Source organism: Colwellia sp. BRX8-4, assembly GCF_014077345.1.
In the GTDB taxonomy this organism is placed as follows: Bacteria; Pseudomonadota; Gammaproteobacteria; order Enterobacterales; family Alteromonadaceae; genus Colwellia_A.
Map to the genome: position 1 here is coordinate 18,594 of NZ_JACGVS010000002.1, position 21,958 is coordinate 40,551.

At 38.1% G+C, this 21,958-nt stretch carries 22 protein-coding genes and 1 riboswitch; of the genes, 15 read left to right on the forward strand and 7 right to left on the reverse strand.

What is annotated here, in order from left to right; all coding sequences use genetic code 11:
• Nucleotides 1-19: 19 nt before the first annotated feature.
• The gene (gene moeA, locus H4J56_RS01895) at nt 20-1,255 is read right to left on the reverse strand and encodes a molybdopterin molybdotransferase MoeA (protein WP_182250610.1); all 1,236 of its coding nucleotides are present in this window, start codon (nt 1,253-1,255) and stop codon (nt 20-22) included.
• A gap of 229 nt (nt 1,256-1,484) precedes the next feature.
• A riboswitch (molybdenum cofactor riboswitch) is annotated at nt 1,485-1,635 on the forward strand.
• On the opposite strand from moeA, the gene moaA reads away from it, so the two are divergent.
• The 10 genes from moaA (at nt 1,622) to H4J56_RS01945 (ending at nt 8,491) form a co-directional block, all read left to right on the forward strand.
• Nucleotides 1,622-2,593 (forward strand): GTP 3',8-cyclase MoaA, encoded by a 972-nt coding sequence (gene moaA, locus H4J56_RS01900; RefSeq protein WP_182213234.1) that lies wholly within the window; start codon nt 1,622-1,624, stop codon nt 2,591-2,593. Its footprint overlaps the riboswitch before it by 14 nt.
• 1 nt (nt 2,594) lies before the next feature.
• Nucleotides 2,595-3,248: a molybdenum cofactor guanylyltransferase gene (locus H4J56_RS01905; protein WP_182250592.1), complete on the forward strand. Its 654-nt coding sequence runs from the start codon at nt 2,595-2,597 to the stop codon at nt 3,246-3,248.
• A 57-nt stretch (nt 3,249-3,305) separates the two neighbouring features.
• A complete protein-coding gene (moaB, locus tag H4J56_RS01910) occupies nt 3,306-3,848 on the forward strand; it encodes a molybdenum cofactor biosynthesis protein B (protein WP_182213237.1) in 543 nt (180 codons plus the stop codon).
• A complete protein-coding gene (gene moaC / locus H4J56_RS01915) occupies nt 3,848-4,387 on the forward strand; it encodes a cyclic pyranopterin monophosphate synthase MoaC (RefSeq protein WP_070374824.1) in 540 nt (179 codons plus the stop codon). The genes moaB and moaC overlap by 1 nt, the downstream gene beginning before the upstream one ends.
• A gap of 3 nt (nt 4,388-4,390) precedes the next feature.
• Nucleotides 4,391-4,639, forward strand: coding sequence for a molybdopterin converting factor subunit 1 (gene moaD, locus H4J56_RS01920; RefSeq protein WP_182213240.1), 249 nt, complete (start codon nt 4,391-4,393; stop codon nt 4,637-4,639).
• Nucleotides 4,640-4,649: 10 nt separating this feature from the next.
• Nucleotides 4,650-5,126 (forward strand): molybdopterin synthase catalytic subunit MoaE, encoded by a 477-nt coding sequence (gene moaE / locus H4J56_RS01925; protein ID WP_070374822.1) that lies wholly within the window; start codon nt 4,650-4,652, stop codon nt 5,124-5,126.
• An 11-nt stretch (nt 5,127-5,137) separates the two neighbouring features.
• Nucleotides 5,138-5,935 (forward strand): molybdate ABC transporter substrate-binding protein, encoded by a 798-nt coding sequence (modA, locus tag H4J56_RS01930; protein WP_259367987.1) that lies wholly within the window; start codon nt 5,138-5,140, stop codon nt 5,933-5,935.
• Entirely contained in the window at nt 5,928-6,629 is a 702-nt protein-coding gene (gene modB, locus H4J56_RS01935; protein ID WP_182250594.1) for a molybdate ABC transporter permease subunit, read from the forward strand. Before modA ends, modB begins: the two co-directional genes overlap by 8 nt.
• Nucleotides 6,629-7,717, forward strand: coding sequence for a molybdenum ABC transporter ATP-binding protein (gene modC, locus H4J56_RS01940; protein WP_182244161.1), 1,089 nt, complete (start codon nt 6,629-6,631; stop codon nt 7,715-7,717). The genes modB and modC overlap by 1 nt, the downstream gene beginning before the upstream one ends.
• Nucleotides 7,718-7,741: 24 nt before the next feature.
• Nucleotides 7,742-8,491, forward strand: a complete 750-nt coding sequence (locus H4J56_RS01945) for a HesA/MoeB/ThiF family protein (protein WP_182221162.1) — start codon at nt 7,742-7,744, stop codon at nt 8,489-8,491.
• 71 nt (nt 8,492-8,562) lie between these two features.
• Here H4J56_RS01945 and H4J56_RS01950 read toward each other — a convergent pair whose 3' ends face one another.
• The gene (locus H4J56_RS01950; RefSeq protein ID WP_182250595.1) at nt 8,563-10,383 is read right to left on the reverse strand and encodes a DUF885 family protein; all 1,821 of its coding nucleotides are present in this window, start codon (nt 10,381-10,383) and stop codon (nt 8,563-8,565) included.
• 298 nt (nt 10,384-10,681) lie between these two features.
• Between H4J56_RS01950 and H4J56_RS01955 the strand changes: the two genes are divergently transcribed.
• Nucleotides 10,682-12,253 (forward strand): aminotransferase class V-fold PLP-dependent enzyme, encoded by a 1,572-nt coding sequence (locus tag H4J56_RS01955; RefSeq protein ID WP_182258781.1) that lies wholly within the window; start codon nt 10,682-10,684, stop codon nt 12,251-12,253.
• A gap of 34 nt (nt 12,254-12,287) precedes the next feature.
• Here the strand turns inward: H4J56_RS01955 and H4J56_RS01960 are convergent, their stop codons facing one another.
• On the reverse strand, nt 12,288-12,893 hold the full coding sequence (locus H4J56_RS01960; protein ID WP_083277934.1) for a GNAT family N-acetyltransferase: 606 nt from the start codon (nt 12,891-12,893) through the stop codon (nt 12,288-12,290).
• Nucleotides 12,894-13,001: 108 nt separating this feature from the next.
• Here H4J56_RS01960 and H4J56_RS01965 point away from each other — a divergent pair, with 108 nt between their 5' ends.
• Both H4J56_RS01965 and H4J56_RS01970 read left to right on the forward strand, forming a co-directional pair.
• A complete protein-coding gene (locus H4J56_RS01965) occupies nt 13,002-14,372 on the forward strand; it encodes an FAD-binding oxidoreductase (protein WP_182213249.1) in 1,371 nt (456 codons plus the stop codon).
• A gap of 102 nt (nt 14,373-14,474) precedes the next feature.
• The gene (locus tag H4J56_RS01970; protein WP_182213251.1) at nt 14,475-15,269 is read left to right on the forward strand and encodes an ABC transporter substrate-binding protein; all 795 of its coding nucleotides are present in this window, start codon (nt 14,475-14,477) and stop codon (nt 15,267-15,269) included.
• Nucleotides 15,270-15,646: 377 nt separating this feature from the next.
• Here H4J56_RS01970 and H4J56_RS01975 read toward each other — a convergent pair whose 3' ends face one another.
• Complete coding sequence (locus tag H4J56_RS01975; protein ID WP_182213253.1) at nt 15,647-16,564, reverse strand: hydrogen peroxide-inducible genes activator; 918 nt, start codon at nt 16,562-16,564, stop codon at nt 15,647-15,649.
• 310 nt (nt 16,565-16,874) lie between these two features.
• On the opposite strand from H4J56_RS01975, the gene ahpC reads away from it, so the two are divergent.
• Together ahpC and ahpF are read left to right on the forward strand one after the other, a co-directional pair.
• The gene (gene ahpC / locus H4J56_RS01980) at nt 16,875-17,438 is read left to right on the forward strand and encodes an alkyl hydroperoxide reductase subunit C (protein ID WP_070374813.1); all 564 of its coding nucleotides are present in this window, start codon (nt 16,875-16,877) and stop codon (nt 17,436-17,438) included.
• Between the two features lie 124 nt (nt 17,439-17,562).
• Nucleotides 17,563-19,128, forward strand: a complete 1,566-nt coding sequence (ahpF, locus tag H4J56_RS01985; RefSeq protein WP_070374812.1) for an alkyl hydroperoxide reductase subunit F — start codon at nt 17,563-17,565, stop codon at nt 19,126-19,128.
• Nucleotides 19,129-19,207: 79 nt separating this feature from the next.
• Here ahpF and H4J56_RS01990 read toward each other — a convergent pair whose 3' ends face one another.
• The 3 genes from H4J56_RS01990 to H4J56_RS02000 all read right to left on the reverse strand — a co-directional run bounded on the left by H4J56_RS01990 (nt 19,208) and on the right by H4J56_RS02000 (nt 21,917).
• On the reverse strand, nt 19,208-20,152 hold the full coding sequence (locus H4J56_RS01990; RefSeq protein WP_182250596.1) for a D-2-hydroxyacid dehydrogenase: 945 nt from the start codon (nt 20,150-20,152) through the stop codon (nt 19,208-19,210).
• A 132-nt stretch (nt 20,153-20,284) separates the two neighbouring features.
• Nucleotides 20,285-21,487 carry an NnrS family protein gene (locus H4J56_RS01995; protein WP_182244156.1) on the reverse strand — a complete coding sequence of 401 codons (1,203 nt, stop codon included), beginning with the start codon at nt 21,485-21,487 and terminating at the stop codon, nt 20,285-20,287.
• A 184-nt stretch (nt 21,488-21,671) separates the two neighbouring features.
• Nucleotides 21,672-21,917 (reverse strand): DUF2164 domain-containing protein, encoded by a 246-nt coding sequence (locus H4J56_RS02000; protein ID WP_182213260.1) that lies wholly within the window; start codon nt 21,915-21,917, stop codon nt 21,672-21,674.
• Nucleotides 21,918-21,958 lie beyond the last annotated feature (41 nt).

The following is a 21,958-nucleotide window of genomic DNA, read 5'->3' on the forward strand; positions in this document are numbered from 1 at the left end:
AAGCTAAAAATAGATAACGCTACTGAATAACATCATCAAATAGTTGCACGTTAACCATTTCATTAGCGGGAACGTTGCCTTGGTTTGCCGGTAAAACAATATAACAGTTGGCCGTCGACATGCTGGTTAAAATTCCTGAGCCTTGACTACCTGTACTGGTAACTATCATCTCGCCTTGGTGATTGGTTGACAATATCGCCCGTTGAAAGTCCATGCGTCCGGCGCGCTTATTTAATTGGGTGGCTGTTTTTACTTTTAATAGCGGTAACTTTTTAGCTTGAGCATGCTGTAATTTTAACAATGCGGGTACAGCCAATTGATGTGCGGTGACCAAGGCTGAAACAGGGTTGCCGGGTAAGCCAAAAAAGTAACTATTAGGTAATTTTCCAAAAGCAAAAGGCTTACCGGGTTTCATGGCTATTTTCCAAAAACCAATTTCGCCTAATTGTTCAAGTATCAACTTAGTATAATCGGCGTCACCTACAGAAACACCTCCTGAGGAAATTACAACATCGGCTTGCTGATCGGCTTGTTCAAATGCAGTGCGTATTGCTTGTTCATCGTCAGCGATAATACCAAAATTAATCACCGTAACATTCAGCTTAGTCAACATCGCAATTAATGCATGGCTATTACTTTCATAAATATCACCGTCATTAAGGACTTCGCCCGGAGATTTTAATTCATCGCCGGTTGCTAATACAGCAACAGTAATTTTACGATAGACTTCTACTGTTGGTACACCTAAAGATGCCAGTACACCAATATCTATCGCCGAAAGTTTTTTACCTCGGCTAAAAACGGGTTGGTCTATTGCGATATCTTCACCGGTAAAGCGAATGTTATCGTTAAATTCTCGGTTTTCTAGGAATGTAATGCCGGTATCTTTTGCTTGGCAGTTCTCTTGCATTTCAACGGTATCACAACAACTTGGTAATTTTGCACCTGTCATTATACGAATACATTCACCGATTTTACATTCACCTTGAAAAGGCGCGCCAGCCATTGACCGGCCAATCATAGTTAATGTATCGGTCGTTTGTAAACTTGCCCATTTAAAGGCATAACCGTCCATAGCTGAATTATGATGAGGAGGAACATTTAATGGGCTCGAAATGTTGAGAGCTAACACACGATTTAAACCTAATGCTAAAGAAACCGACTCAGTTTTATCGATCGGCGTAATCGCCGACAACATTTTTTCCATCGCTTGTTCGAAAGGTAATAATCCAGGAGCAGAACAACAATCAACCATAAGTAACTCTTCTTTTATATTTATTTTTACACGGCAAATTAGCACCGCCTGCTTGTTATTCCCATTCGCGTCTATTGCAATTTACTTAACGGCATAGGAATACGTTATTATGACGTAAATTTACTCATCAATAATACGTGTAAAGTGATGACTTTTTGATGCAAATCAAAATTACTTATCGTCTAGCCGTATTTTAATAGTGAAATAGTTTACTATACTTGTATTCATTAAATGAATTATTCGCCGAGCTTTTCTAGCTAAATCTTTTTTTAGAATGCTATTTAAGCCGTGGTTAATAGTAATTTTGCTATAACCACCAGGGTTAACAGGGAAACTTGTTAGCCTCCCTACATTTGGAAAGGTGAGATGTTAACAGACAACTTCGGTCGCAAGTTTTATTACTTGCGCCTCTCTATTACTGACGTTTGCAACTTCCGTTGCACCTATTGCTTGCCTGATGGTTATTCATGCGACCATGATCGTGATTTTCTATCCTTTGACGAAATTAAGCGTGTTGCCAACGCTTTTGCTCAAATGGGTACAGAGAAAATCCGTATTACCGGTGGCGAACCTTCATTGCGTAAAGACTTACCTGAAATTATTGCTGCTTGTAAGCAAACGCCCGGTATTAAAAAAGTCGCGATAACCACTAATGGTTATAAATTACCTGAACATCTGCAAGGCTGGCTAGATGCTGGAATTGACGCGATTAATATCAGTATTGATAGTCTTGACCCGCGCATGTTCCATTCAATCACCGGTCATAATAAGTTACCCCATATTTTAAAAGGCATAGATATGGCGTTGGCAGATGGTCGTGCAACAATTAAAATTAATACCGTATTAATGCGCGAATACAATGGTCACGACATTAAAACCTTTCTTGATTGGCTGAAAGTGACTCCGGTGACTTTGCGCTTTATTGAATTAATGCAAACGGGTGATAACCAAGAATTTTTTGATGCACAACATGTACAAGGTGCACGTATTAAGCAAAATTTAATATTAGATGGTTGGTTACCTGTAGTTAACGATAAAGCAGCAGGCCCAGCACAAGAGTTTTATCATCCTGATTATCAAGGTAAAATCGGTTTAATTATGCCGTACAGTAAAGACTTTTGTAATACTTGTAATCGTTTGCGGGTCAGTTCATTAGGTAAATTACATTTATGCTTATTTACCGAAGAAGGTTTACCGTTAAAAGAGTATTTACAGCAAGATGATATTGAGCCATTGAAAGCACAGATTCGCGCGATGATGACCGATAAAAAAGCCACACATTTTCTGCAAGATAAACTCACCGGTGCCACCAAAAATCTTGCGATGTTGGGTGGCTAAGATGAATGCAGCTTTGTTTAATCAAGGATGTTTAGGCGTAGTGCTAGCGGGTGGGAAATCTTCTCGTATGGGTAGCAATAAAGCTTTGTTAATGCGTAATAAGACTGCAGTAAATGGCAAAGAAAATATGCTCAGTTTTAGTAAGAACTTGCTGAAAAATATTGGTATAAATAACATTGTCGTCAGTGGAAACATTGATGGGGCTGATGTTAACAGCGAAAATTTTGTTACTGACCAATTTGCAGAACTTGGCCCAATGGGGGGTATTTACAGTGTTATTAAAAAATACCAACCTAAATCATTATTGATATTACCGGTTGATTTACCTTTAATGACCAAGGAAACACTTGCGCAGTTAAAAATAAAAGGTGAGTTAGCTCAAAAAGCCTGCTTTTTTTCTGATCATTTTTTACCACTTTATTTACCTAACAATGCTTTTGTTGAGCAATTCTTTACCACGCATTTTCTCCAGTATTTGCAAGGTAATAAAGGTGCGTTAAGCGAAAAAAATAACCCTAAGAAAAATGGTCCGTCTATTCGTTCGATGTTTGCACAAGTGCCACATCAAGTTTTAGCTGTAAAGTCACCACAGTGTTTATTTAATACCAATACACCGCAAGAATGGCAACAAGCGCAGCAACGCTTTTCTGTGTGAATTTTTGCGTTTTTTATTTAACAATCAACAGAAAACTAATAAAATTTAGGAAAAATCATGAGCTCTTTACATAGCGGTAACGCTTTTATTCCCTTATCAATTGCGGTATTAACTGTTTCTGATACCCGTGATGAATCAAATGACACATCAGGGCAAGTACTTGTTGAACGCTTAACTGAAGCGGGTCATAAACTTGCCGATAAAGTGATTGTTAAAGATGATGTTTATCAACTACGCGCCATTGTTTCAAAATGGATTGCTGACGATAATGTCCAAGCGATAATTTCGACCGGCGGCACCGGATTTACTGCTCGTGATAATACTCCTGAAGCCTTAGTACCTTTATTTGATAAAAATGTCGAAGGTTTTGGTGAAGTTTTCCGGGCTATTTCGCTTGATGAAATTGGCACGTCGACAATTCAGTCGCGAGCGTTTGGCGGCATTGCTAATAGCACAGTTATTTTATGTGTGCCGGGCTCAACTAATGCCTGTCGTACTGCTTGGGATAAACTCATTAGAGAGCAACTTGATGCGAGCCATCGCCCTTGTAATTTTGTACCTCATTTAAAAATGGCAGAAGTTTGTGAGACGCGCGACTAATGACTACTTTAGCAAATAATAACCATGTTAGCGCCTTAAGCCATGTCAACAAACGTGGTGAAGCAAATATGGTTGATGTCACCGATAAAGCGCTGACGTCACGGTCTGCGACGGCCGAAGGTTATATCCAAATGTCGGCACATACCTTGTCGTTAATTACCCAAGGTGATAATAAAAAGGGTGATGTATTTTCTGTCGCTCGCATTGCAGGTATTCAAGCAGCAAAAAAGTGCAGTGATTTAATTCCTCTTTGTCATCCGTTGATGTTAACTAAAGTAAATGTTGATTTCACCATCGATGAAGAACGTAGCCAAGTGCATGTGACAAGTTTATGTAAACTAACCGGACAAACGGGTGTCGAAATGGAAGCCCTAACAGCGGTTGCTGTTGCGTGTTTAACATTATTTGATATGTGTAAAGCCGCTGACCCTTTAATGGAAATTCACGGTATTCGTGTAATGACTAAGGAAGGGGGTAAATCAGGCTCTTGGCAAGCAAAAGCAGAGCAAGCTTTAGAAGATTCAAAGAATAAAGGATAAGCTATGATCAAAGTAATATTTTTTGCCGCGTTGCGAGAACAGCTCGGCTCTGCGGGTACTGAAATAAGTGCTGACCTTGCCACTACCGTCGCTGAAGTTAAAGTGGCGTTAGGTGAAAAAAATAATGATTGGCAACATTACCTCACCAATAATTCATTACTTTGTGCGGTTAATCATCAAATGGTTAATAATGATTTTTTGGTGAAAGCAGGAGACGAAGTGGCTTTCTTTCCACCCGTCACCGGAGGATAAAATAGTTAATATGGCGAGTCTCAATAATAAGTACCCAGAGATCAGTATTCAAACCGAAGACTTTGATCACGGTGTTGAAGTTAATCTGTTAGAGAATGATAATGTTGAAGATGGTGCCGTTGTTACCTTCAGTGGTCGAGTGCGCAATAATAACTTGGGTTTGAAAGTTAAAGGATTATTCCTTGAGCACTACCCTGATATGACTGAAAAGCTATTAGCTGAAATCATTGATACGGCAAAAAAACGCTGGGATATTGGCCGTGTAAAAGTCATTCACCGAATCGGCCAGTTAGCCATAGGTGAACAAATTGTTTTTGTTGGTGTAACTAGTAAACATCGTCAAGATGCATTTGCTGCTAATGAATTTATTATGGATTTTTTAAAAGTGGCCGCGCCATTTTGGAAAAAAGAACTCACTGAACTTGGTGAAACCTGGTTAGCAGCGAAAGCCAGTGATAAAGAAAAAGCACAGGCGTGGAGTAAATAGCTTTGGCATTAATGCTGGCGAGTATATCTACTCGTTTTTTATTGATAGCGCTACTTATGTTACCGATAACTTTAGTTGCGGCTAAAGACACGGTAAGTGAGAATGAAGCACCCTTGCGCATTGCCGTTGCTTCGAATTTTGCACCGACATTAAAACAGTTACTAGCTCGCTTTAATTCAAATCAAAAACAATTTTTATCACCAATTCTTATCGCGGCATCCAGTGGTACTTTATTTCTACAAATTGAACATGGCGCTACTTTTGATGTGTTTTTATCTGCTGACAGTGAACGACCACAATTATTATCAACAAGCGGCTTAGCGGTGAGTGGAAGTCTGCAAACCTATGCTTTTGGGCAGCTAGCTCTCTGGTCTGCAAAGGGTAATATTGACAGCGATCTCTTGGTAGCCCTTAATAATAATAAACATCGTCTTGCCATTGCTAACCCCAGGATTGCGCCCTACGGTAAGGCTGCTAAGCAAGTATTAGAAAATTTACAACGTTGGGATGATTATAAAGACCGATTAATTCAAGGAATTAATATTGGCCAAACGTTTCAGCAAACACGTTCGCAAGCGGTAAACTTAGGCATTGTCAGTAATAGTCAATTAGTGCTCAATAATTTTAAGGGAGTATTGATCCCCTCACATTTACATCAACCAATAAAACAGCAATTAGTTATTTTAAAGCACAGTAAAAAAATAGCCCAAGCCGAACGTTTTGTTACCTTGTTGATGAGTAAGCAAGCTCAACAGTTTATTACTGAATCAGGTTATGCATCGTCGAATGAGATCAATGCCAATGAGTAATACCCACCCAGATATGCTGGCGCTGATCACTACATTAAAAATGGCGGGCTTAACCACGGTTATTTTAATGTTAATTGGCACGCCACTCGCTTGGTATCTCGCTAAAATGAAAAGCCGTTTGAAAGTTTTTATTGAAGCATTAGTGGCTTTACCTTTAGTGCTACCACCGACAGTACTGGGATTTTATTTATTATTGTTGTTTTCTCCACAATACCTTCCAGGACAAATTTGGCAACAGGCAACCGGTCAACAACTAGCGTTTAGCTTCTCTGCTATTGTTATTGGCTCTGTTTTATACTCTTTACCCTTTGTTGTGCAACCATTACAAAAGGCATTTGAGCAATTGGGCGATGACTTATTAGAAGCAGCAGCTATGCTTGGTGCTAGCGCTTTCGATCGATTTTTTACTGTTGTTATGCCAATGACTAAAGCCAGTTTTATTACCGCAGCCAGTTTAGGCTTTGCTCATACGGTTGGTGAATTTGGTGTGGTCTTAATGATTGGCGGTAATATTCCAGGTGAAACCCGTGTGCTGTCAATTGCCTTGTTCGATCATGTTGAAGCGTTCGATTATGCACAAGCACACCTTATTTCAATAAGTTTAGTTATCTCATCGCTTGTTCTATTATCTTTAATTTATTTACTGAATCGGCCTGCTAAAAATAAACGAGTTAAATCAAAGAGGTTTAATTAATGGCTGAGCTAGCACTAAATTTCACCGTTGAGCATGACGAGTTTTCATTAACAATTGATGACAAAATATCTTTAACCGGTATCACAGGGATTTTTGGTCATTCTGGCTCTGGAAAATCAACCTTATTAAAAGTGATCGCCGGATTAGAACAACAAGCACATGGCAAGGTATTACTTGATGATGAATACTTATTTAATAGCGAGGCAAAAACGTTTGTTGCGCCACATCAACGTCGCATAGGTTTAGTTTTTCAAAATAGTCGCTTGTTTCCTCATTTAAATGTCGAAGAAAACCTACGTTTTGGGCAAAAGCGACATAAGAATTGTCGGTTAAGTTTTGCAGAAATAGTTGAACTCACCCAGCTTGAAAGCTTGCTCGATAAAGCGGTTACTCAACTCTCTGGGGGCGAGCAACAGCGTGTTGCATTAGCGCGCGCCATATTAGCTGAGCCAAGATTGTTATTACTTGATGAGCCCTTGAGTGCACTTGACGATAAAAATAAAATTATCTTGTTAGCTTTACTCGACAGGGTCAAGAGACAGCTTGATTTACCAATGTTATATGTCAGCCATTCTTTAGATGAGCTTCAACAACTAGCCGATAAGCTATTGGTTATTTCTTCAGGAAAAGTGAGTCATCATGGTGATATTCACCACGTTATTCATCAACTAACCACCAATAACGAAATATTGCATCAAACCAGCTTATCATTGATGGTGAAAGAGCATTTACCCGAATACGGCTTAACAAGTTTACGTTTAGGCGAGCAACAAATATTTATTGCTTGTGACAGTCCATCAGACAAAAAGAAAAAAGTGCGCTGCATTATTGCCGCTAGTGATATTAGCATTACTTTACATGAACCTATCGAAAGCTCTATTGTTAATCACTTACATGGCGAAATAACAGCAATTAGTCATATCATATCGTCTGATGGCGCTAATGCTCAAATGCTAATAACGGTTAATTGCTCAGCACAACCCTTTTTTGTCACCATTACGACTTGGTCGGCTAAGCGCTTATCGTTAATGCTGGGTCAAAGTATATTTATTCAATTTAAAGCGAATGCAGTACGTTCACTGCGTTAACTTTCTTTAGGAACTATTTAGCTGATGTTATCTCAACACGAACAACTACGTTACAGCCGTCAAATTATGCTCAATAAAATAGGTGAGCAAGGGCAGTTAGCCCTGCGTGAAGCCAAAGTACTAATCGTTGGTGTTGGTGGGCTAGGTAATCCGGCCAGTTTATATTTAGCGGCCGCCGGAGTAGGAACTTTATTTATTGCCGACGGTGATAAGGTTGAGATGACCAATTTACAGCGACAGATATTATTCACTGAAAATGATATCGGTAATAATAAAGCTGATGTTGGTGCTGAGAAATTGCAACAGCATAACAGTGACATTACTATTGAAGTCGTTGATGAGATGCTTGATGAAGAATTAGCAAACTATTACATTGAACAGGTCGATGTGGTCCTTGATTGCACCGACAATATCACCACACGTTATTTATTAAATAAAATCTGTGTTGAGCAAAAAACACCATTAATCGTTGGGGCGGCTACGGGGTTTGACGGTCAGCAATTAGTCATTGATCCTCGAAATCCAGCAAGTGCTTGCTATCAGTGCTTATTTCCTGAAAGTGAAAAAGCGCCGACCCAAAATTGTCAAACCCTTGGTATTGTCGGTCCGGTATTAGCGATTATAGCCGGTATGCAATCGTTACAGGCCATTAAATTATTAACAGGCAACACCATACATATTAATCAGTTAAATCTCTTTGATGGTTTATCAAATCAATGGCAACAATTTACCCTAAATAAACAGGACGATTGTCCGGTTTGTCGAACGAGCTAGATAATTCATGCTCATTAACGACACTGAGTTAAATGAACTAACTCAGTGTCGCTTCATATGGCTATGAGTGTCTACTCACTTGCGATGCTTTTTTTCTTATCTTCTGCTGCGATTGTTAGTAACGTTGTGGCAATATAGGCGTTAATTTGGTCTTCAAGTACGTTTAGAGGGACGGAACCATTTTTCAAAATTTGATGATGAAATTCGCGAACATCAAAATTTTGTCCCAATTCAGCTGCTGTTTTTTTACGGAGATTTCTGATGGTTATCTCACCAATTTTGTAAGATAACGCTTGTCCAGGCCATGATATATAACGATCAATTTCTGTTTTCACATTGTGTGATGAAAGTGCGGTGTTATCGGTCATAAAGTTTATGGCACGCGCTCTTGACCAGTCCATAACATGCATGCCGGTATCAACAACAAGACGGGCTGCCCGCCACATTTCATAGGTCAGGCGACCAAAATTACTATAGTGGTCTTGGTATATGCCGGCTTCAATACCTAACCATTCAGCATACAAGCCCCAACCTTCACCAAAAGCTGAAATATAGGCATTTCTTCGGTATGAAGGTAGGTTATCTAATTCGCCATTTAATGATATTTGCAGATGATGCCCAGGGACACCCTCATGTAAGGTTAAAGCGGGTAATACATAAAGTGGACGTTTGTCTAACGCGTAGGTATTAACCCAATAATAACCGGGCTGAGTATCATTTTGCGCACGAATGTAGCGCCCAATAGTATACTTAGGTGCGATGCTGTCTGGTACTGGTGCAACGCCATAAGGTGTGCGGGGTAAATGCTTAAAGAGTGCGGGTAATTTAGCATCCATTTGTTTGGCAATATACGCAGCTTCTTTAAGTAACGCTAACGGCGTTTTTGCATAAAACTGTTCATTAGTTCGTAAGAAATTGGTGAACTCAGAAAAAGTCCCTTTAAAACCAGTTTTTACAATGATTTCAGCCATTTCTTGACGAATACGTTTTACTTCACTCAAACCTAAGGTATGAATTTGCTCAGGTGTCATATCTGTTGTGGTGTAGTGTTTAACTCTATTGCGATAAAATTCATTACCGTTAGCTGTCGCTGAAACGCCAATATTTTTACGGGCATTTGGAAAATACTCTTTGGTAAAAAATTGATAGTAGTGCTGATAAGCAGGAATAACTTTAGTTTTTAATAGCGCAATAAGCTGGCTTTTTTTATCAGAAAGCACGTCAGGTGCAATTAAATTTGACGCTGTGCTAAAAGGCTTAAGAAATTCAGAATTTTCAGCATGCTCAGGAATAAAGGCAAGTATTGACTGTTCATAGCCGATTAATACCGCTTGAGGTTGAGTGATCCCTGTCGATAATCCCTGCTGCATCCAATAAATGTTTTGATCAAAATATAGCGGAAGCGCCGATAATTTATTCAAATAGAAGTCGATATCTTTTTCTTTATTAAATGCTGTATTGTTGATGAAAAAACTTAAATTAGAGTGAAAGCCTGATTCAGCATTGAATGGCATGTAATGAGCTTTAAAATAATACTCAGCAATACTATTATCAAGTTGGGCTTTAATAATTGCATAATTAATTTTATTATCGTCTGACAGTGACGTTTGATTTATCTTTTCAAATGCTGCCGCGATAGTGAGGCGTTGTTGGTATTTTTTTTCCAACATTTCTGGTGATAAATCAGGCCAATAGCTTTCTTCGTTTAGTGCTGCACTTTTTTGATAAATACCTTTACTGGCACGATGATCTAACAGGGCTTTAACCGTACTATCAAATTTTTCGTTAGCGGTGGTCTGTGGCGAGTTTTTGCTATTCATGGTGAGTTGACAAGCGCTAAGTGAAACAAGAATAGCGGGCACGACCAGAAACTTACACAAAGAAAAATTCATATTTTATTAAATTCCTACGGTTATAAACAGCTAATAAAGTAACGTAATTTTATCCAAGTAAATAGTATTGTACGACGAATTGTTCTTCTTATCCGATCAAGCACCTGACAAGTACAGCATTTGCGCGAAACTGAGTTTTCGTTATCTTAACGAAAAGCAGTTGAGTTTAGAGTATTTTTCTATAAATTGCTTTTATATGAATTAATTTTGCGTATTGGTTGTTTTAATTGGTTTTTGATTGCTCATTAGTGCGGTTTTGCTAGAATTATTTATCGAAACAACGTACGAGCCGTCAATCATGTCACTTGAAAATCACTTTCTTCCTTTTAGAAATAATATCATTGGTCAATCATTAAGCCATGAAATCAATGGTAAGCAATTAGATATTGTTTATGCTGATTGGACTGCAAGTGGTCGACTTTATGCGCCAATTGAACATTATATCAGCCATACCTTAGGGCCTTTTGTCGCTAATACCCATACCGAAACTAATTTAACCGGGTGTGCGATGACGAATGCATATCACGATGCGCAAAAAATAATAAAACGCCATGTAAATGCCTGCGATAATGACGTATTGATCACGGCAGAAGCAGGAATGACCGGTGTTATTAATAAGTTTCAACGTATTCTAGGTCTACGTATTCCTGAGCGTATGCAAGAGCAAGTGAAGTTCGATGACTGTGATAAACCCGTTGTTTTCATTACCCATATGGAACACCATTCAAACCAAACTACTTGGTATGAGTGTGATATCACGTTAGAGATTATTGACCCTGACAGCCATGGTTTACCATCGCTTGAACATCTACAATTATTGTTAGAAAAGTACCAAGCTAGAAAAGTAAAAATAGGCTCGTTTTCTGCTTGTTCCAATGTCACTGGCATTAAAACCCCTTATCACTTGTTAGCAGAAAAAATGCACGAACACGGCGGCTTATGTTTTGTTGATTTTGCTTGTTCAGCTCCTTATGTTGATATTGATATGCATCCAACAAACTCCAAGCAAAGTTTAGACGCCATTTATTTCTCTCCTCATAAATTTCTTGGTGGGCCTGGCAGTTCGGGAGTGCTTATCTTCAATAAAGCGCTCTATAAAAACAGAGTACCCGATCACCCCGGAGGTGGAACAGTCACTTGGACCAACCCATGGGGAGAGCACAGCTTTTTCAATAATATTGAAATGCGTGAAGATGGCGGAACTCCTGGGTTTTTACAGTGTATTCGTACTGCCTTAGCGATAAAAGTAAAGAACGCTATGGGCGTTAACAACATTACCGCCCGTGAAAAAGAAATTACTGATTATGTAATGACTGAATTAGCCAAAAATGACAACGTAGTGATGCTAGAAAAGAATGTTAAAGACCGTTTAGCTATTGTTTCTTTTTACATACCTAATGTTCATTATAATTTAGTGGTACGATTGCTCAACGATAAGTTTGGTGTTCAAACGCGTGGTGGTTGTTCATGTGCGGGCACTTATGGTCATATATTATTGAATGTTGATCATGATACGTCTAACAAAATCACTGAAAAAATTAATAGGGGTGATTATGCTGAAAAACCTGGTTGGATACGTGCGTCATTTCATCCTACGACCTCTGATAAAGAAGTCAGGTATATTGTTGAAGCGATTAATCAAGTCACTGAAAATATTGTTGAATGGGCGAAAGAATACCGTTTTAACCCTGCTACAGGAGACTTTGAACATAAAAATTCTGCGGTTGAATATCCAAGTCTCAATGACTTTAATGCCTTAGTGCTACCCGATGTTGCAAGGATAGACACTCAATGTCAGGGGGATCTAGTACAAAATCACGTGGCTGAAATTAAAACACCAGGTTCATTATTTAAGAAAATATTTGGCTAGTTACTGAATGTCATCCGAATGAGTGGTGTAATGATTATTTTTCAAAGTGAATGATCATTTCCGCAGCCACACAATGACATTCGTCTGGGCATTCTGGGCATTCATAGCCTTGCTTACTGAGTTCATTCCAGCGTTCTGGATGTTCTTTAATTAACACGCCACCACATTTAGTGAAATATTTTACTGCGCTATTACCGGGGCTTTGTTTCCATAAATGACTAACACCCGCATTTGCACCTTGTTTAATTGCTGCTTGTGTTGATAATTTGAGTAGCTGACTGCCAACACCGTAACCACGATAATTCTCATCAACGGTATTACATTTGAAATAACAAACTTTTTCGCTGGGTTGTTGCCATAATTCAGGGCTGCACCAAGCGTCAATTTCCCATTGATTAATGGCGTAAGTTAAGCGAAAACCTATCAGTACGTTATCTAGATAAGCGACAAAGTTTGCATTGATTTCGCTACTATCAGCTATTTTTAATATACCTTTTCTATACCAGACGCCCATGTTTGAGTCGTCAATATAACCAGCACCATGAACAGCTGTGCCTAAGGCAATTATTGCTGAAAAATCGCTGGGTAACATTTCACGATATAAGACTTGAGACTTTACTGAATTAAACTGTTTTTTCATTTTTTATATTTGTTTAAATAAAGTGATTTTTAGAAAATTGATCTTAGCAAATTTCCTATAAATACGGTAAAGTTTCTGTGGTTTTCTTTCTTAAAGTAGTTTTGAAAAATGTACGATCCTTTACACGATAAATCTCCTGGTTGTGGTGCCCCATACCCTAAAAGTTACTGGGCTGAAAATGCAGATGTTGAAACAAATGCCCCAGCAAGTGATGGACAAATTAATCAAGACGTAGATGTTGATGTTGCTATTATAGGCGCTGGTTATACCGGGCTTTCTTGTGCGCTACATTTAGCGCGTGAACATGGTATTAAGGCGCATGTGTTAGAGGCAAATCAAACGGCTTGGGGTTGTAGTGGGAGAAATGCTGGCTTTATTCTCAAGTCTTCAGGACGTAAGTCTTATAGCGATATGGCGCAAAAATGGGGTGAAGAAGTGATGCGCGGCATTTATGATGAAATGTGCGCTGGCGTTGAAACGGTAAAATCACTGATCGCTGAAGGTATTGACTGTGACGTACAAACGCGTGGTTTTTTAAAAGTAGCGCATAAGCCGAGCAAATTAGCTGAGCTTATTAGCCAAGCAAAACTGCAACAAAAAACCTTTGCAGGTATTAAAAATAGTGATGTGGAGATTTTAACGAGAAACGAAGTTCGTCAACAATACATGGACGATAAAAATGCTTATGGCGCGATTCGCTATCAAGACGGTTTTGGTTTAAATCCGTTGAAACTGGCCTGGGGCTATCAGCGATTAGCACGTGAAGCAGGCGCTAAAGTTCATACCAGCTCTCCAGTGTTAGATATTTTAGATGAAGGGCACCAACAAAAATTGATAACACCTCAAGGTGTTGTTACGGCTAAAAAGATTGTTATTGCTACCAACGGATATACACCTAAAGGGTTTCATTCATTAACAACCGATCGAACGTTGCCGGTACTTTCACAAATTATTGTCACCGAACCTTTGTCAGAGCAGCAGTTAGCCGATTGTAACTTTTTAACGTCGAATGTAGTGATGGATACACGAGCGCTAAAATACTATTACAGAAAGCTGCCCGACAACCGCATTCTATTTGGTGGGCGTGGCGCAATAACGGGCAAGTCTGCTGATGATCCTTATTACGCACAGCGTTTGTTGGCAGTGTTAAAAACAAGTTTTCCACCGTTAGCTAAGTTAAACTACCAGTATGCTTGGTCAGGTTGGATCTGTATGTCGCTAGACGACTTACCTCATATTTATCAAAATCCTAAGAAAAATGTTTTTTATAGCATGGGTTACTGTGGCTCTGGCGTGTCATTTTCGGTGCAAGCAGGTAAGCGGTTGGCTGAAAAAGTCGCTGAAAAAGCTATTGACCCTAAAATAGAAAACTTGCCTCTTTATAATTGTCAGTTACCAAAATTTCCATTTGCACCATTGCGACGGGTTGGCCAATGGGGATATTTTCATTATGGAAAGATTAAAGATGAGTGGCTCTAGCCATTTTTCTTTGCAAGGTACTCAACTATAATAACGGGTAGTTAGCCAATATTTATAATCCAGTCGCTGGAAACACAAAAAGAAACCGTTATACTTTTACTTATGATGATACTTAAAAAATTACTATTTTTCTTTTACCTTTTTCCGTTCTTTATTTTAGCCGACAACCGTCTAAAGACAGACGGTAATCATCTAGGTAAAGCTAGAGTTACGCTGAAAGTCGCTATAGAGGAAATAGGTTATTCTCCCTATAATTATAAAGAAAATGGAGAAATAAAAGGTTTTACTATTGATGTTCTCGATTATATTAAAGCAAACTCAAAATATGATTTTGAGTTTGTCACTTTACCTTGGCCAAGAGCACTTTATCTCGTTGCAGAAGGTAAAGTTGATCTGATACTTACATTATTTAAAAATAAAAAGCGTGCAAAAACATATCACTTTATTGAACCCTCTTACGGTTATGAGATTAATCAATTATTTACGCTTGCCGATAATAATTTTCAATATAATGGGCGATTAAAGCAATTATTACCTTATTCAATTGGAACCAAAAGAGAGTTTTCCTATGGAAAAGCTTTTGATAGCGCTAACTATCTCACCAAATTACCAGCATTAACTGAAGAAGTATTATTAAAGCTGTTACTGACCAGGCGCATCGATATGGCTATATCTAATCCATATGTTTTTAATCAATTGATTAAAAAAAATAATGTTATCTCTAAAGTTCAGGCGATGGAGCCTTATGTTGCGAAAACGCCAGTCTACCTAGGATTAACCAAAGCTAGGGCGGATTCGAAAGAAATAAAAGAAACACTAGGACAACTCATCAAAAAATTTAAAGCAGCACCTTATTATCAAGTCCTTTTAAATAAATACCAACTCAATTTTAAATAACACACGTTAATTCGGTGAAGTGGTTTACTGGCACAGTAATGTCATGCCGCTAATATATTTCTAACTGATTTATAATGTTTATTACTCAATATTGGTGTGCAAGGGCTAGTTTTTTATAAACACTTACTAGCGCCTAACCTCATCCATACTTTTATTTTTTCTGCGTCTGACAATACTGATCGCCATAGTAATTATTTGAGTAGTTACAATTAACCACAGCTTTTTTATCTGTTGGTGTATTAAAAATTGTCTTGATGTTATTAATAATATTTTTCATCTGAGTTACCTGATTTATTTTCGATAAAACGATTGTCACCTAACATTATCATTCAGTAAATTTCATAAAATTAAATATATAATTCTATAAAATGAAACGATTATTTAAGATAATGATCACTGCACTTTTCAGTAAGTTGTGCGGTAAAAATATTTTTGAGGATAGTCAGCTCATCGGTCCTTACATAATTAGGTCTAATGATTAACGCGATTGTTCTGTGTGGCCCCGGTTCATTTAAATGAATAGCCCGAAGTTCAGATTCGTTATAAGTCAATTGATCTAAGGCCATTTGTGGTACGAGCGTTGTTCCTAGTTTACCGGCAACCATTTGGATCAGTGTATGCAAACTAGCAGAGCCAAAATCAGCACTTTGTTTTGGGTTTTGTAATTGACAAGCCGCTAGTGCATGTTCCTTTAGGCAATGGCCATCTTTTAACAACATTAGTTTTTCTGTCGCTAACTCTTCACTGGTAATTTCTTGGGTTTTCTGTGGACATTCATCCTTATGGCAGACTAAATAGAAGTCTTCTTGCCAAAAACTGAAACTCATTAAACCCTCTATAGGATAGGGTAACGCCAATATCGCTGCATCAATCGCTCCGGTTCGCACCATATCAACTAAGGTATGTGATTGTTCTTCTAGTATCTTCAATTTGAAATTTGGATATTGATGCCTAACTTCGGGCAACACCTTAGGCAAAAGGTATGGACCTATAGTTGGGATGACACCTATCGACATCGAACTAGAAAAAGGTTGATTGTCGCTTTTCGCAATTTGCAATAATTCATCTAGTTCTAGTTTTACTTGGCGAGCCTTATTAAGGATCAGCTGCCCCTTTTGAGTGACTAAGACTTGTTTGTTATTGCGCTCAAATATCATCATTCCCAACTGCTTTTCAAGCTCATTAATGGCCGTACTTAGCGCTGATTGAGAAACATTACATGCCTCTGCAGCTTTTTTAAAGTGTAAAGTCTTTTCGATAGCGAGTGCGTAATGAAGCTGTTTTATTGAAATCATATTTATAACGATAATTTATATTGAACATAGATGTCATCCTAATCGAATTTATTGAATTAGTCATCTTGTTCGCAGGTAACTTATTTTGATATTGATATTCTCGATGGATAATGTGAAACCGACATTCGCATAATCTCTTGTTTAGTTATCATAATAAATATTTGGTAATTCTGTTTTTTAGAATATTAAAATCTATTTAATCAAATTTATTTATCGTTCAACAGAATCTACTATACCCACATCGAAAGCAAACATGCTTTTAAAACAAAACCATTTAACTAAACATTTTTAAATAACAGAGGTAATACCCATGGCTCAAATAGGCAAAACTATCCCAGAATTTAAAGCTCAAGCATTTCATAACGATGAGTTTGTTGAAGTAACATCTGAGAGTACTAAAGGCAAATGGTCAATCTTTTTGTTCTACCCTGCAGATTTTACATTCGTTTGTCCAACTGAATTAGAAGACATGGCAAACCAGTATGAAGAGTTGCAAGGTCTTGGTGTTGAAGTTTACTCGGTATCAACCGATACACATTTTTCACATAAAGCATGGCACGATTCTTCAGAAGCGATTGGTAAAATTAAATTTCCGATGATTGGTGACCAAACTGGCACAATTACTCGTGGTTTTGATGTGATGATTGAAGAAGATCATATGGCACACCGTGGAACATTTTTAGTCGACCCAGATGGTGTTATTCAAGTTGCCCATATTCATGCGGGTGGTATCGGTCGAAGTGCAAAAGATATGGTGCGTAATGTAAAAGCTGCACAATATGTGCGTGAAAATGACGGTGAAGTATGTCCAGCAGCTTGGGAACAAGGTGAAGCAACCTTAACACCAAGTTTAGACTTAGTTGGTAAAATCTAAGGCAGCAGTCTCGTTATGGGTGGAAGTCGTTATTCTGGTTAACCAGACTTCTTCCTCCTTATTTCAACCAACAAAATGACAGCTCTTATGTCAAATTCAACAAGATAAATAATGAGGTAGCCCCATGTTAAGTGAAGATATTTTAAATGCAGTAAAAGCTTATACCCAAAATATGACCAACAAAGTATCACTAGTTTTACAGACGGGTGAACATCAAAAACGCAATGAATTAAAAGAATTTTTAACACAGTTAACATCAGTATCAGACAATCTACTACTTGTTGAACGCGATGATGGTTTACGCAGCCCTATTACGTTCTACTTAGAAATTGACGGTAACAATAATGGCATCCACTTTTCTGGTATTCCCAGTGGACATGAATTTAATTCGTTGATATTAGCTATTTTACAGTCATCTGGTACCGAACTGAAATTAGACAGCACCTTGACTAAAATGGTGCAAAAAATCAAAGAAGATTTGCACTTTGAAGTATTTATTTCCTTAAGTTGCCATAACTGTCCTGATGTTGTGCAATCGTTGAATCAGTTTGCCTTATTAAACGAAGGTATCAGCAGTGAAATGATTGATGGTGGCTTATTTAAGCACTTAATAGACGAACGTAATATCCAAGGTGTACCGAGTGTTTACCTTAATGGCGAATTATTTGCGAATGGAAAAATAGACACAGGTCAATTAGTCGATAAACTTATCGAACGTTTCCCTTATATTGTCGGTGGCGATGACAACGAGCAGTTACCGTTACAAGATATTACCGTTATAGGCGCAGGTCCTGCCGGTGTTGCTGCTGCTATTTATGCCGCTCGTAAAGGTTTGAAAGTGACTATTATTGCTGACCGTTTTGGTGGTCAGGTCAAAGATACCGTAGGTATTGAGAACTTAATTTCAGTCTCTAAAACGACCGGCACACAACTAACGGGTAATATGCAAGCGCACTTAAATGATTACGAGATAACGACAAGAGAGTTTGTACGTGTTGAAAAAATAGATAAAGGTGAGCCCGAGAGCAAAGTACCGAAAAAGCTACATCTTTCTAGCGGCGAAGTTATCGAATCTAAAACGGTGATCATTGCTACTGGGGCTAAATGGCGTGAACTTGGTATACCAGGAGAAAAAGAAAATATTGGTTCTGGTGTCGCTTATTGTCCGCATTGTGATGGCCCATTTTTCAAAGGTAAAGATGTTGCTGTGGTTGGTGGTGGTAACTCAGGAATAGAAGCGGCATTAGATTTAGCAAGTATGGTTAATCATGTTACCGTCTTCGAATTCTTACCTGGCTTGAAAGCAGATAAAATATTGGTAGAAAAAGCAGAAGCGCATAAAAAGATCACCATCATTAAAAATGTTGCTACTAAAGAAGTAATTGCTGAAGGTGGTAAAGTTGTTGCTCTGGCTTATGAAGATAGAGCAACAGGGGAGATGAAGCAACAAAGCTTGTCGGGAATATTTATCCAAATAGGCTTATTACCCAACAGTGATTTTTTACAGGGTGTTGTTGAATGTACTAAATATGGCGAAGTCATCATTGACGAAAAATGTCAGACCTCTGAGCCGGGTATATTTGCTGCTGGAGATGTTTCTACCGTGCCTTATAAGCAAATTGTTATTGCGATGGGTGAGGGTTCAAAAGCATCCTTGTCAGCATTCGATTATCTTATTAGAGAAAGTTAATCAACATCAACCACACATCTGAACTTATAGTATAGCTATTCGTTTAGATGTGTCTTATCAAAAGCCGTATACATAAACCTTATACGGCTTTATAGTTTTTAATATTTAAAGCGACTAAATCAATTAATCGCTGCTGCGACTCGATACTGGCCCAAGCAATATGGGCAGTTATCGACAAGTTATCGATTTCTTTTTTCATTAATGCACTAATTAACGGGTGACTCACTGTTGGCGGCTCATGTTCTAATACATCGAGCACGGCGTGAGATATGATTTTATTCTTTAATGCCTGCAGTAAATCCGTACTATTAACCAGTGCACCTCGCGCCGTGTTAATCAGTAACGCCGAGGGTTTCATAAGCGCTAAAGTTTCACTATTTATTAAGTTTATCGTCTCCTCGGTTTGTGGGCAGTGTAAGCTGATAACATCGGCTTTATTTAATACTTCAGTAAAGCTATGACGGTTTTCTCTTATTTTTATCGCATTAGGACGTTCAGCAATCATGACGTGCATATCAAAAGCTTGAGCAATTTTCGCTACCGCTTTACCTAAGTTGCCAAAACCAATGATGCCGATGGTTTTTCCTGCTAATTCTTGACTTCCTTTGCCATGAAAACAAAAAGTAGCACTGTTTTGCCAATGTCCTTGTTGAGTATTGATGTTGTGGTGTGCGGTATTACTGAAATATTCAAGCATTTGCGCAAAGACATATTGACTGACTGAGGCTTGTGAGTAACCACTGACGTTTTTAACCGCAATGTTAAGTGCTTTAGCAGCAACTAGGTCAACATTATTCATACCTGTTGCGGCAATGCACACTAATTTTAGTTGGGGTAATTGCTCGAGTATATTTTTAGATAACAACACTTTGTTGGTGATAATAATCTCAGCCGTTTTACAACGTTCAATAATTTGACTGTCAGTGGTGGTGGCATAACAGCTTAATGTACTGACCTCAGACTTTATACGGGTCAAAGAAATGCTGGCACTAAAGGTTTGTTGATCTAAAAAAACGGTTTGCATAGCGAGTAGTCAAAAAGAAATTATGTTGTTAGCTTAATAGAAATCAAGATAAAAAAAAACGGCAATCAGCGTATATTTCTGTTTACCGTTTTATCATGTGATATTTATTTTATGGCATGAGTGTTACTTAGTTTAACCAGGACGACCATCTTCTCGTGCTTTTAGCAACATTGGCCCGTAGTAAAAAGTAAAGAGTCCAAAAGCAACCAACCAGAAAAAACCACTTATATCGACAAAGAGTAAAGTTTTCTCTGGTACTAACCAAGGCCCAAATACCCGAACCATAGCCGAGAGGGTAATAGATGCAAAAGCGACTGACATCATTTTAGGTGGGGTTAATGGTCGACCAGAATGCCCTAAAGAAACACGAGAAATCATTGCTAAAATAATCCCCCCCATGCCACCAATGGTTAATAGATGCCAAACATGATTACTGGGGATTTCATCAATAATGTAGCTAAATCCTAATAAGATAAGACCAAACCAAATAAATTTAATAGCGAAATGTAATGACCATAAAAGTGGTACGCCCAGTGTTATCCAAGGTCGCCATCTCAACCAACGAATTAACTGAAATAAACCAGCAAAAATTAAGATAATGCCAAAAAACATCGGCACAAAACCCACCAATGGATGTAACAACAACATCAGCATAGCAAGCAGTAAACTGCCATTAGCAAGTTTATCAAGTAAAGGAGCAGGGGTTGTTTTTGTGGTTTGTGTTCCATTAGCGGTGAACATTGGCACAACACGTCCAGACATAACGGACATTAAAAATACCACTAATAAAACACCGGCATAACCTGAGTAGCTCAACGAAAAACTTTGTGGGTAAAGGGTTGCTAAGTGCATTTCTCCATTGGCGATGGTAAACATCACCAATAGTGGTACAAAAAATAAATTTCGATACTGCTTTATCGCTAATATAGGTTTGGCGAGTGTATAAGCGATAGCTAATAAGAAACTTAAATCTATCAAAGCGCTTAATGTTGCCCCTAATAAGTCGGGCATTAACATGACCACTCGGCCTAATAACCATAGCAAGAATAAAGCGGCGAGGGGTTTGCCTTTAACACTGGCAATACCTGTCCAATTTTGCACTGCGGTGAGTAAAAAACCAACAATGATGGCACTGCCGAAACCAAAAATCATTTCATGAATATGCCACCAATATCCACCACCGTAAGGTGAAAAGCTAATGGTCCCTTTATAGATTAACAACCATAAAGTAATGGCAATTAAACTAAAAACAGCGCCACCTAAAAAAAAGGGTCGAAAGCCTAAGCGAAATATTGGCAGAATTTTCTGCTCTTCATTTAAATCAGTAATTTGCATTATAGTTTGTATTTCAAATAATCAGTAAAGCCATATTAGCGTATTTATCAGAATAATCGTTGTGATAAATCAACTCTTATTATAATTGCCGCTTGATAATACAATTTAAAATTAATCTTGCAGATAAAGGGTAGAGAATATTGTTAAGGCTCAAGTTAATTAATCTATTTTTGCTCAGTGGTCATTAGTTGGCTGGTTTTTCTAATTGATACATTTCATCAGAAATATAATCAAGTTTTTCTGTTAATAATTGCTGGGCATCATAAATACCTTGATTATAATAATGATTGCCCATTTCCTTAGTAAAAAAATCAAGCAAAAAGTCAGCGTCAAACTGAGCGAGCTCTTGATCAAGTTCGCTTGCAAAATAATGCTGTAGTTTTTGAACCAGTAACTCTTTTTGTGCGGATGAAAACTTAATTTCACTCATATTATTCTCTGCTCTTTTAATAAAAATTCTTGACGAGATTA